The sequence below is a fragment of the Okeania sp. genome (assembly GCF_983059655.1).
This window is the reverse complement of record NZ_CEZPJD010000226.1, coordinates 1-10,530: the sequence shown is the minus strand read 5'-3', so window position 1 is coordinate 10,530 and position 10,530 is coordinate 1. Positions and strand designations below refer to the sequence as shown.

The 10,530-nt window shown below is 37.9% G+C and carries 14 protein-coding genes; all 14 read right to left on the bottom strand.

Annotated elements, in window-relative coordinates:
* Positions 1–111: 111 nt before the first annotated feature.
* The 14 genes from AC3DU7_RS14470 to AC3DU7_RS14405 all read right to left on the bottom strand — a co-directional run bounded on the left by AC3DU7_RS14470 (position 112) and on the right by AC3DU7_RS14405 (position 10,444).
* Complete coding sequence (locus AC3DU7_RS14470; protein ID WP_488040031.1) at positions 112–369, bottom strand: sodium:solute symporter family transporter; 258 nt, start codon at positions 367–369, stop codon at positions 112–114.
* A 287-nt stretch (positions 370–656) separates the two neighbouring features.
* Positions 657–1,538 (bottom strand): shikimate dehydrogenase, encoded by an 882-nt coding sequence (locus AC3DU7_RS14465; protein WP_488040029.1) that lies wholly within the window; start codon positions 1,536–1,538, stop codon positions 657–659.
* A gap of 338 nt (positions 1,539–1,876) precedes the next feature.
* Entirely contained in the window at positions 1,877–2,986 is a 1,110-nt protein-coding gene (gene prfA, locus AC3DU7_RS14460; RefSeq protein WP_488040028.1) for a peptide chain release factor 1, read from the bottom strand.
* A gap of 411 nt (positions 2,987–3,397) precedes the next feature.
* Complete coding sequence (gene rpmE / locus AC3DU7_RS14455) at positions 3,398–3,649, bottom strand: 50S ribosomal protein L31 (RefSeq protein WP_124143144.1); 252 nt, start codon at positions 3,647–3,649, stop codon at positions 3,398–3,400.
* A 365-nt stretch (positions 3,650–4,014) separates the two neighbouring features.
* The gene (gene rpsI / locus AC3DU7_RS14450) at positions 4,015–4,425 is read right to left on the bottom strand and encodes a 30S ribosomal protein S9 (RefSeq protein WP_488040027.1); all 411 of its coding nucleotides are present in this window, start codon (positions 4,423–4,425) and stop codon (positions 4,015–4,017) included.
* The gene (gene rplM, locus AC3DU7_RS14445) at positions 4,425–4,880 is read right to left on the bottom strand and encodes a 50S ribosomal protein L13 (protein ID WP_488040026.1); all 456 of its coding nucleotides are present in this window, start codon (positions 4,878–4,880) and stop codon (positions 4,425–4,427) included. The genes rpsI and rplM overlap by 1 nt, the downstream gene beginning before the upstream one ends.
* A gap of 323 nt (positions 4,881–5,203) precedes the next feature.
* Positions 5,204–6,007: a tRNA pseudouridine(38-40) synthase TruA gene (gene truA, locus AC3DU7_RS14440; RefSeq protein ID WP_488040025.1), complete on the bottom strand. Its 804-nt coding sequence runs from the start codon at positions 6,005–6,007 to the stop codon at positions 5,204–5,206.
* A gap of 88 nt (positions 6,008–6,095) precedes the next feature.
* Entirely contained in the window at positions 6,096–6,446 is a 351-nt protein-coding gene (gene rplQ / locus AC3DU7_RS14435) for a 50S ribosomal protein L17 (RefSeq protein WP_293064901.1), read from the bottom strand.
* 169 nt (positions 6,447–6,615) lie between these two features.
* Positions 6,616–7,557, bottom strand: coding sequence for a DNA-directed RNA polymerase subunit alpha (locus AC3DU7_RS14430; protein ID WP_488040024.1), 942 nt, complete (start codon positions 7,555–7,557; stop codon positions 6,616–6,618).
* Between the two features lie 45 nt (positions 7,558–7,602).
* Positions 7,603–7,998 (bottom strand): 30S ribosomal protein S11, encoded by a 396-nt coding sequence (gene rpsK, locus AC3DU7_RS14425; protein WP_124143139.1) that lies wholly within the window; start codon positions 7,996–7,998, stop codon positions 7,603–7,605.
* A 709-nt stretch (positions 7,999–8,707) separates the two neighbouring features.
* The gene (gene rpsM / locus AC3DU7_RS14420; protein ID WP_293078893.1) at positions 8,708–9,091 is read right to left on the bottom strand and encodes a 30S ribosomal protein S13; all 384 of its coding nucleotides are present in this window, start codon (positions 9,089–9,091) and stop codon (positions 8,708–8,710) included.
* Positions 9,092–9,177: 86 nt separating this feature from the next.
* Complete coding sequence (gene rpmJ / locus AC3DU7_RS14415) at positions 9,178–9,291, bottom strand: 50S ribosomal protein L36 (RefSeq protein WP_488040023.1); 114 nt, start codon at positions 9,289–9,291, stop codon at positions 9,178–9,180.
* A gap of 104 nt (positions 9,292–9,395) precedes the next feature.
* The gene (gene infA / locus AC3DU7_RS14410) at positions 9,396–9,620 is read right to left on the bottom strand and encodes a translation initiation factor IF-1 (protein WP_008191178.1); all 225 of its coding nucleotides are present in this window, start codon (positions 9,618–9,620) and stop codon (positions 9,396–9,398) included.
* A gap of 227 nt (positions 9,621–9,847) precedes the next feature.
* Complete coding sequence (locus tag AC3DU7_RS14405; protein WP_488040030.1) at positions 9,848–10,444, bottom strand: adenylate kinase; 597 nt, start codon at positions 10,442–10,444, stop codon at positions 9,848–9,850.
* Positions 10,445–10,530: the final 86 nt, after the last annotated feature.

Below are 10,530 nucleotides of genomic sequence, written 5' to 3'. Positions count from 1 at the left end.
TGCTTTTGGGTTGCCCATACTAACTGTAGTCTATCCATGTGAAAAGCGCTATAAAGCCAAAGTTGACTCCCATAAAGCTCAACAGCAGCATAGTACCGACAAAGGCGATCGCTACTTGGATCGCATCGGTATAATATCAACTATAGCAAACAAACCCCCGCAAGCAGTGTAGATGAACACGATAGTAGCAATTAGTATGACTCCAATAGTATAGCTAGTTCCTAAAAAACTCTCAAAAACGTAGCCTCCTGCCACTAAATTTACCGTCAGCAAAAATGCAAAGCTCAAAATCATAATAATGGAAACCACAATTTCCGTTAAGCAACTGTACTTAACTCGATAAATGTCTGGGAGAGTAATTAATCCCATCATGGTAAATTTATGTTTGTGTTAAGCAAGATAGACTTTGCTTGTGCGATATTACCATGAATTGAGACTGAACCCTGGCATTGGATTAATGAGATAATTATCGAATTCTAGCCTTGGTAATGGCTTTGTTGTAAAAGACAAAAATAGAGCGTTGCTGAATTAAGAGATGAATCTTTAGGAAAGTGGAAATTTCATGTACTTCCCATCTTTAATACTTCTTCTTTCTCCAAGTCTAAAATTCATCCGGCAAATTTGATGAGAATAACGCACTATCATCTTTGATGAGTTCAATCGTTAAAGCCTAAATGTTGGCGTAGAGAATGGCGCATAATATCAACTGGTACAGATTTTTGTAACCATAATTCCAAAGCTGCAGCTCCTTGTTGAACCAACATTTCTAACCCATCAATAGGGGTCGCTCCTCTAACCAGGGCTTGCTGAAGAAATTTAGTAGGGTTAGGAATATAGATTAAATCATAGACTATTGCTCCTGGTGATAATAAATCGAACACTTTATCATCTACTGGAGACTGCTCGATATTGGGATACATTCCAATAGGAGTAGTGTTCACTAGCAAATCTGCCTGTGAAATTAATTTTGATATTTCATCCCACTTATGTATTTTTAGATTTACTGGTAAAGGAGAATTAATCCAACTTTGCTGAAAAGCAGCTAACTTTTCTTTAGACCTACCAATAATATGAATTTCTGCGCAACCCAATTGCGTACAACCAGCCACTACTGCACGAGATGCACCACCATTACCTAAAATTAACGCTACTTTTTGATGCCAATCCCAATTATAAGTTTTTAGTGGAGAAAGAAATCCTGCGACATCTGTATTTGTCCCTTCCCATCCTTTGTCTGTTTGATAAACAGTATTAACCGCCCCCACTGCTTGAGCAAGAGTTGACACTTCTGACAACAGTGGTAATATCGCTTGTTTGTGGGGAATAGTAATATTAAAGCCCTGAATGCCAATAGCAGAAAACCCAGCAATAGCTGTTTTTAAATTTTCTGGTTTAATTGGAAAAGGTAGGTAAACATAATCTATTACATTTTGTTGATCATTTATTGCTTTAATAGCAGCATTATGCATTACTGGAGACAAAGAATGTTCAACAGGATAGCCAATGACTCCTAGTAATTTTGTTTTACCTGTAATCATATTATGTTTGGGTGAATAATTAGACTTTGGTGGAAGAAAGGCAGAAGGCAGAAGGGTTTTTTCAATTTTAACTGTATTTTATACACTAATGATGCTACCAGACTTGATTTCATTTAAGAAATATGGATGCAAAATTGCTATACAAGAAAAGTCGCCCTCTTCAGGGCGAAGCTTGAATCCAAATTGTTGATCAATTACACTGATATTCCTAATTTGAGGTATGATGTTATACTGAAATAAAAGCACAAGTAAACAACTTTCTGCTTCTACTCCTCTTCCTTTCGTCCTGACTCCTAAGTAATTAAGATTAATATCATACACACTATTCAAGAACCCCATTATACTGACATTGGAGTAGATGTAGATGCTGCCAACTCTTGCAAACGCTCTTGCTGATCTTGAGTAATACAAGCTTGAATGACATTTTCGATATCTCCCTCCAAAAGAGGTGCAAGGGAAAAGTTCTGACTCAAGCGATGATCTGTCACCCTATTATCCTTATAGTTATAAGTCCTAATTTTTTCTGAACGGGAGCCAGTACCCACTTGCGATCGCCTCATCGAACTAACTTCCTGTTGTTGCTCTTGTAGCTTCATCTCATAAAGTTTAGCTCGTAAAATTTGCATTGCCCGCTCTCTGTTTTGTAGCTGACTGCGCTCCTGAGTACAGAAAATTCTAATTCCCGTGGGTTTATGAAATAAATCTACAGCAGTTTCTACCTTGTTCACGTTTTGTCCACCTGCTCCACCAGAACGAGCGGTTGTTAGTTCAATATCTTTTGCGTCTATCTCAACTTCCACATCATCCACTTCTGGCATAATGGCCACTGTTGCCGTTGAAGTGTGTACCCTTCCTCCTGCTTCTGTGACTGGAACTCTTTGAACCCGATGAACTCCTGCTTCAAACTTCAGCTTACTGTAAACCTGCTCTCCTTTAATTTCTAAAATTGCTTCTTTAAAACCACCCATATCTGCTAAAGACTCACTCAGTAAACTCACCTTCCATTTTTGAGTTTCTGAATAACGGGAGTACATTCTCACCAAGTCCCCTGCCCAAATACTCGCTTCATCCCCTCCTGTACCAGCTCTAATCTCCAACATAATATTCTTATCATCGTTGGGGTCTCGTGGCAGTAGGGCAATTTTCATTTGAGTTTCCAGAGATTCCAGCTTGGTCTCCAATTCCGCTACTTCCATTCTGGCCATCTCTTCCATTTCTTGGTCGCCACCAGCTTCTTTCAATATTTCCTTAGCATCAGCTAATTCTTGTTGAGTATTTTTCCACTCTTCATAAGTATTTACCACTTCTTCTAATGAGGAGCGGGCCTTAGCTATTTTTTGGAATTCAGTTGGATCTTTTGCAACATCTGGATCTGCTAGACGTAGAGTTAACTCATTGTAGGTTTGCTCAACAGATTTTAATTTTTCTAGTAAATATGTTTCAGCCATTGTCAGTTGTCCCTTGCTTTATTTAGTATTTTATTTATGGAAGATTTTTATGGATATTTTGATATTAATTGTTGTCTATAAAATTTTACCGAAAAGCGACGTTGAAAGCCCCTGTTTTTTAAGCGGTGAATGAAAACAAGCGAGTTGTTCAGACTAGACAACTTTAGTTGTCCTGTGTTATTATCTGCATATACAAATGTTTAGACAAAAGTAAGCAGAAAGCTAGGGTTAAACTTAAGCCGACTGTGTAGGGGCACTTTGACTCGTCCCCAAAGAGTATATCTTTGGTCAGCTAAGAAAAAATGAAGCAACATGGATTTATCCAATTGCGTAGTATCAACTTAGAATCCCCTAAGCAACAGCTATGGGGAGTAGTCAAAGACAACTAATTAAGGACAATTGACATTCCAGCTATTTTTTATCTTTACTCTTTTTAGATTTAGAGCTTTTCCCTCCATCTTTCTTGCTATATTTACGCATAAATCTCTCAACTCTTCCTTCAGTATCAATAATTTTCTGAGTACCTGTAAAAAAGGGATGATTTCCGGACCAAACATCAACATTAATCTCTGGTTTTGTAGAACCAATTGTCATTACCACTTCACCATTACAGTAAACTTTGGCTTCTGGATACCACTCAGGATGAATACCAGCTTTAGGCATTTTCTTTACTCTACTTAAATTAAATTACAAATATTTTTATATGCTATTTTAGCTTATTCTACTGAATTATTACAGTTAATTTTGTGCATTAAATTATGGGGTTGGGGGCGGGTTCATCATCAATTCTTTTTCCCTCTTACCTGTTCCCTCTTTTGAAAAGATGTCTAAAGTTTTTGCCAATTATCACCAGCTTGTAACAATTGGCAATCTAGTTAGGGCTTTAGGCTTATAGTTAGGCTAAAAAATCAAGGGACAATTCTTAGCTCCTACCCCCTCGCTAATTCCCATTTCTCCTGTCTCCTGTCTCCTGTCTCCTGACTCCTACCCATGCCAAAAGATTTTTTCAGCAAGCCCTAGTCAAAATATCATCGTTTGGAATACTGAGGTGCTTTACGAGCTTTACGTAAACCATATTTTTTCCGTTCTTTCGCCCGAGGGTCCCGAGTTAAATATCCTTCTGTCTTTAGAGGTTTACGATTATCTGGGTCTAACTGGCACAAAGCCCTAGCAACGCCTAACTTAATAGAATCAGCTTGTCCTGTTAACCCACCTCCTGTAGCCTTCACTAGAATGTCATATTCATTTTCCAAACCTAAAGTCTCTAGTGGAGCTTTTGCCGATGATAAATAACCATGATTATATTGTAGGTATAATTCACCATCCTTGCCATTAATAATTAATTTGCCTGTACCTGGAACTAGGCGTACTGAAGCGATCGAAGACTTACGACGACCAGTACCCCAATACATAGCACGGCCACTTTCTTTTTCTTGCATTATGATTGTTCTCCTGGAATAGTTTGAATAGTTAACGTTTCAGGTTTTTGAGCTTGGTGAGGATGGTCAGGCCCTGGATAAACTTTTAGTTTAGTATGAAGTTTTCTTCCCAGAGAATTTTTTGGTAGCATTCCGTAAACTGCTTCCTCAATAATTCTTCGAGGCAAACGAGCTTGCAACTTAGAAAAAACCTCTGTTTTCATACCTCCTGGTCTTCCTGAATGGCGACGATAAAGTTTCTGACTACTTTTTTTACCAGTTACATCCACCTTTTCAGCATTAACGACAATTACAAAATCTCCTGTATCGAGATGTGGAGTATAAGTTGGTTTATTCTTACCCCTAATAATCATCGCAATAGCAGTAGCTAGTCGCCCTAAGCGCTGACCTTCAGCATCAATAACATACCATTTTGGCTCTAGAGAATTCAGTGGAGGAACGTATGTTGTATTCATAATTTACTTAATTTAGTTGTTTTTTTAAGAAGCACTCAGCAATCAGCTTTCAGCTTTCAGCCTTGTAAAAAGGGATTTAATTAAATCAATTCAAGATATTATTAAATCAACAATTTCATCTTCCTATTCTCTGAATTATGTAAGAAGTCTATTTAACTAGCAATCATCTTTCAGCATTTAGCTGGAGCGCTAAAACAAGGGTTTAAGTCCCCCAAGTTTATTTTAAAAAGCCCGTGGCGCATATATTTTGGGGGTTTTAATTCCCTATTATACACGCAACTAGAAGCTGATTGCTGATTGCTGATTGCTAAGTGCTACTTCAATCAATAAAAAATAAATTTAGGCATATTATTATACCAAACTTCTTGGGTAAAAGGAAATTCCAGATAACCAACCCGCAATAAACAGAGGCCACTAGCTGGAGCTGAGTGCTTTACAACTTCCCTTCTTTGATTAACCCAGATATCTGTAAAACTTTCCAGAGATAGCTTTTGTTGACCTACTTGAATGAGTAACCCCACCAATAATCGCATCATTCCATATAGAAACCCACTAGCTTGAACCTCTATATGAATAAATGGTCCCTGACTTTCACACTTCACCTCTTGTACATCTACCCAAGAATGAGGACGAGAAGAGCCAGCTCTTTGAAAAGCAGCCAAGTGATGACGGCCAATTAAAGGATTCAAAGCTGCTTGAATCAACAATGGATCTAGTGGTGCTTGATAATAATGCCAAACAAAAGGCATCACAAACAAATTAGGCCGTTTCTCTGTATATAGGGTGTAGCGATAACGCCGCGAAGTTGCAGAAAATCGAGCGTGCCAGTTAGATTCGACTTGAGCCGAACTTGCAATTAAGATATCATTACCCAGCCGTGAATTGAGAATAGTAGCCCACTTGTGGGCAGGAATTGGGCCTGGAACATCGAAATGAGCTACTTGTGCTGCAGCATGAACTCCTGCATCCGTTCTCCCTGCACCATGTAATATTACAGGCTGGTTAACCACAGAAGAAATAGTATTTTCAATCTCTTCTTGTACAGTTCGTTGATTTGGCTGTCTTTGCCACCCATGAAAATGAGTGCCTTGATATTGAATTACAAGAGCAACACGCTGAAGTGACATACTCCCACACTAATTACAAGAATCAGATTTAGGCTTCTCAGGGACTTCTCTATCTGATTGATTTCCCAACTACCTATTACTATAGATCTTAAACCAGTTCAATAATTGCCATTTCTGCGTTATCTCCACGACGGCGAACAGTCCTTAAAACACGGGTATAACCTCCATTACGAGAACCGTATCTCTCCTGTGCCCCTTCAAATAGAGAGTGAACTAGCTTTTTGTCAAATATATAACCTAAAGCTTGTCGGCGAGCTGCTAACGATCCATCCTTTGCTAAGGAAATCATTTTTTCTGCTTCTGACTGTACAGCTTTAGCACGGGTTTTTGTGGTAGTAATCCTACCATGACGGATTAATTCAGTGGCTAGGGAACGCAGAAGAGCGCGGCGCTGATCTGCTGGTTTTCCTAGCTTTGGAACACGACGACTATGACGCATGACTACTTTGAGTATCTAAAATATTTGAGCTGATGTTTTTGATTTGTGTTTCCCTACTGCTACTAACAGCTTCAAAGACTCGGTCGATCATCTTTGAAAGCATAGTATTTCAGATTTACATTTTTTATGCCATTGACAAAAACTGGTTTGAATTCCTAACTTTTGGCCTCTAAGTAGCTTTAGCAACTTTTTCTTGAGGTAAAGTTATGCCCAAGCGTTTTTGTAAAGCTTCTATAACTTCCTCAGCAGATTTTTGACCAAAGTTTTTAATCTCTAATAGATCTTCTTGACTGTACTCCAGTAGGTCTGCAACAGAGTTAATTTGCGCTCTTTTCAGACAGTTATAGGCCCGAACCGATAGTTGTAATTCTTCTATTGGAATCTGACTTGTTGGATCTGTAGGCTCTCCTGATGGAGGCTCTGCCATATTAGTAATATCTTTGAGTGGCTCAAACAAACTCATTAAGATACTAGCAGCATGACTTAAAGCATCTTGAGGTGTATAACTACCATTTGTCCAGACCTCCATAATAAGTCGGTCTTCTTCTACAGAGCTACCTATACGAGCTTCAACTGTATAGTTAACCTTACGAACTGGCATAAAAATGGCATCAATTTGCAGAAAATCAAGAGCTGTAACATCATCGCGAGTACGATCTACCGCTCTATAACCAGTCCCTTTCTCAATTCTAAACTCCATCTCCAGAGTCGATCCAGGAGATAAGGTAGCGACATATTGACTGCGATCGATTATTTCCACCTCCGAAGGTACATCAAAACGATCTGTAGTTAATGTTGCTGGCCCATCTACCCTAACTCTACCAATTTGTGGTTGGCTGGAATGGCTTTTGAGAACAACCTCTTTCATGTTCAGTAGGATTTCTAGAACATCTTCCCTTACCCCTTTGATTGTGGCAAACTCATGATTAACCCCAGCTATCCTCACTGATGTAATGGCTGTTCCTTCTAAGTTAGATAGTAGAACTCGCCTCAGTGCATTACCTACTGTTGTCCCTTGACCGCGAGCTAGTGGCTCTATAATAAATTTTCCATACTGACTACGATCTTTGTCAGTTTTAGATTCTATACACTCGTAATGAAACTGCGCCACGGAGTGACCTCCCTTGAACATTAAACCCCAGAGTTAATAATTTGATTAGACTCTACGCCGTTTTGGTGGACGGCAGCCATTGTGAGGAATTGGGGTAATATCTCGGATCAAAGTTATCTCTAGTCCTGCCCCTTGTAAAGCCCTAATAGCAGTTTCTCTTCCTGCTCCAGGACCACTAACCATCACTTGAATCTGACGCATTCCTTGGTCGTTGGCTCGACGTGCTGCGCTTTCTGCTGCTGTTTGTGCTGCAAAGGGAGTGCCTTTTTTTGCTCCTTTGAAGCCACTAGAACCTGCTGATGCCCAAGAAATTACTTCACCATTCAAGTCAGTAATAGTTACAATCGTATTATTGAAGGTAGACTGAATGTAAGCTACCCCATTAGGCACATTCTTTTTTTGCTTTTTTGCACCTGTTTTTTTACCTGGTTGTCGTGCCATATTTGTCTTTATGAGTGGTATCTCAAGTTAATAATGTACTTTTCTCAGAACAATTGGACTTATTTCTCATCTTAAAATCTTATAAGATTTTTCTGACTTTATATAGCCTTCAAAGCTATGCTATATCCTTGAGTTACTAGAAGTATTGTGTTTTGGTCTTACATCACAATAATGTCTGAGAAATAATTTTTTTTGCTGGCTATTGAATTTTTAAATGCTATAATTTTAGTATTAGCGATAGCCACGTTTTCTATCTGAAAAGAAAATCCTAGTATATATACTCAACTCGTTAATCTGATGATTTTTTTTATCGGTTTGAGTTCTTACTTTTAGTAGTATAGCTATGGGTCTAGAATTATTGTAATGTCTAAGATAGCTAATTTTTTGTTTCTCAAGCCTGGAAAATTTTTTCACCTATAGTCAATCAATTTAACTAGAAATAATTCTTTTGTCTCTTTAATTTAAGAGTTATAATGAGACAAGAAAAATTTACTTTCAGAGCTGATAATTTAATTCGATGAATTTACTTTCAATCTGAATAAATTACATTAATATGCTTGTACTTTAAGATAGAAGTAGAGTAGATAATCAAATCAAATGATACTCATTTAGAAAGTAAGGTTTTGACTAAATTTTTTCTGCCCTTTGGTGAGCTAGGTCTCTACTAAAATTATAGTAATAGCTTTACATTAATATACAACTAAAACTTCTATTTCTTAGCACTGGCTTTTTTCTTACCAGCTACAGTTCGACGTACACCTCTACGAGTTCTAGCGTTGGTGCGAGTCTGCTGTCCTCTAACTGGCAGACCCATCCTATGCCGACGACCTCGGTAAGTACCAATATCCATCAACCGCTTGATGTTCATGGCTTCCAATCGTCTCAGGTCTCCTTCAACTTGGTAGTTATTCTGAACTGTAGAACGAAGTGCTGCTATATCAGCATCACTTAAATCCTTGACACGGGTATCAGGATTTACACCAGTTTCATCTAAAATTTCTTGAGACCGAGATAGTCCAATTCCATAGATGTATGTCAGACCAATTTCTATACGCTTATCGCGTGGGAGATCAACTCCTGCAATTCGTGCCACTTTACTTTATCTCCATCACCTTAAAATTAAGCTTAAACTTAGGTTAATTAGTAGGCAACAAATATGATGCCTGCATCCAAATACGCTTAACCTTGACGTTGTTTATGTTTGGGATTAACGCATATAACCATTACTCGTCTTTTACGACGAATAACACGACACTTTTCACACATTTTTTTGACAGATGCTCTAACTTTCATGCGTCATTATGGCAATACTACAAATTTAGTATTGTATCATTTACTAATGTTTTCAGCAAGTAGATAATATCTCTACAAATTATTGAATAGAGATTTGATTATTACTACTTTTTCCGCAGCCGATATGTAATTCTACCTTTTGTCAAGTCATAGGGTGTTAACTCCACCTTTACTCGATCGCCTGGTAGAATTTTGATGTAATTGCGACGGATTTTACCAGAAATATGGGCTAGCACATTAAACCCATTATCTAGGTCTACTCTGAACATAGCATTCGGCAGGGACTCCGTCACTGTACCCTCCATCTCTATGAGATCTTGTTTTGCCAACTGTCAATCACCTCAACGCTGCAAGTAACCAATTTTTTATATTGGGAACAGCCTGTTATTTCAGGTGATTCCCCTCAACATAATCCTATCAAAAAGTTTTTAATTTTTAGAGGTTATTGAGCATGAGTCATACTAATATATCTCTATAATATTGAGTTGGCACTTAAATAGCTACAACCAAATATATAAGGTAGAAAAAATTTATCAAAATCTAATTCTTATCTACCCTATGATGATACATTAACCGATAGCTTAAGAGTATTAGTTACAGCATCAACAGATTGATTTCCATCTATTGTAACTAGCTGTTGACGTTCTTTGTAAAATTCAATCAAAGGCTCTGTTTGTTGATGGTAGACTTTTAAACGATTTTTTATAGTTTCCTCATTATCATCTTGCCGACCTCTTGATAATAAGCGATTGACTAAAACCTTATCTGGAACTTGTAAATTTATGACCATCAAAGAATTACTAATTTCAGCTTTTTCTTCTTGAGTGTCATTTCCATTTTTACTTGCAGATAAAAGTTTTTCTACAAAGTCTGCTTGAGTGACATTTCTCGGAAAGCCATCTAAAATCCAACCATGTTGAGCATCATTTTGTTTAAGTCTTTCTTCAACCATGTCAAGGATGAGTTGATCGGGAACCAATTCACCTTTGTCCATGTATTCTTTAGCTTGTAAACCCAGGGGAGATTTTTGTGCCACATTATTGCGTAAAATATCACCTGTAGAAATATGAGGAACTTGGTAAAATTCTGCTATTCGAGATGCCTGTGTTCCTTTTCCCGCTCCTGGCGGACCTAAGAATATCAGTTTTACCACTATTGCTTCACCATTCCTTCGTATCTCTGAGAGATAACATAAGTTTGAATTTGTTTTGCTGTGTCTATTGCTACACCCACTAGAAT

Bases quoted from the DNA above. Each gene is read 5' to 3' on its own strand.
- AC3DU7_RS14470 (WP_488040031.1), bottom strand. From the start codon at position 369: ATGGGATTAATTACTCTCCCAGACATTTATCGAGTTAAGTACAGTTGC.
- AC3DU7_RS14465 (WP_488040029.1), bottom strand. From the start codon at position 1,538: ATGATTACAGGTAAAACAAAATTACTAGGAGTCATTGGCTATCCTGTT.
- prfA (WP_488040028.1), bottom strand. From the start codon at position 2,986: ATGGCTGAAACATATTTACTAGAAAAATTAAAATCTGTTGAGCAAACC.
- rpmE (WP_124143144.1), bottom strand. From the start codon at position 3,649: ATGCCTAAAGCTGGTATTCATCCTGAGTGGTATCCAGAAGCCAAAGTT.
- rpsI (WP_488040027.1), bottom strand. From the start codon at position 4,425: ATGCAAGAAAAAGAAAGTGGCCGTGCTATGTATTGGGGTACTGGTCGT.
- rplM (WP_488040026.1), bottom strand. From the start codon at position 4,880: ATGAATACAACATACGTTCCTCCACTGAATTCTCTAGAGCCAAAATGG.
- truA (WP_488040025.1), bottom strand. From the start codon at position 6,007: ATGTCACTTCAGCGTGTTGCTCTTGTAATTCAATATCAAGGCACTCAT.
- rplQ (WP_293064901.1), bottom strand. From the start codon at position 6,446: ATGCGTCATAGTCGTCGTGTTCCAAAGCTAGGAAAACCAGCAGATCAG.
- rpsK (WP_124143139.1), bottom strand. From the start codon at position 7,998: ATGGCACGACAACCAGGTAAAAAAACAGGTGCAAAAAAGCAAAAAAAG.
- rpmJ (WP_488040023.1), bottom strand. From the start codon at position 9,291: ATGAAAGTTAGAGCATCTGTCAAAAAAATGTGTGAAAAGTGTCGTGTT.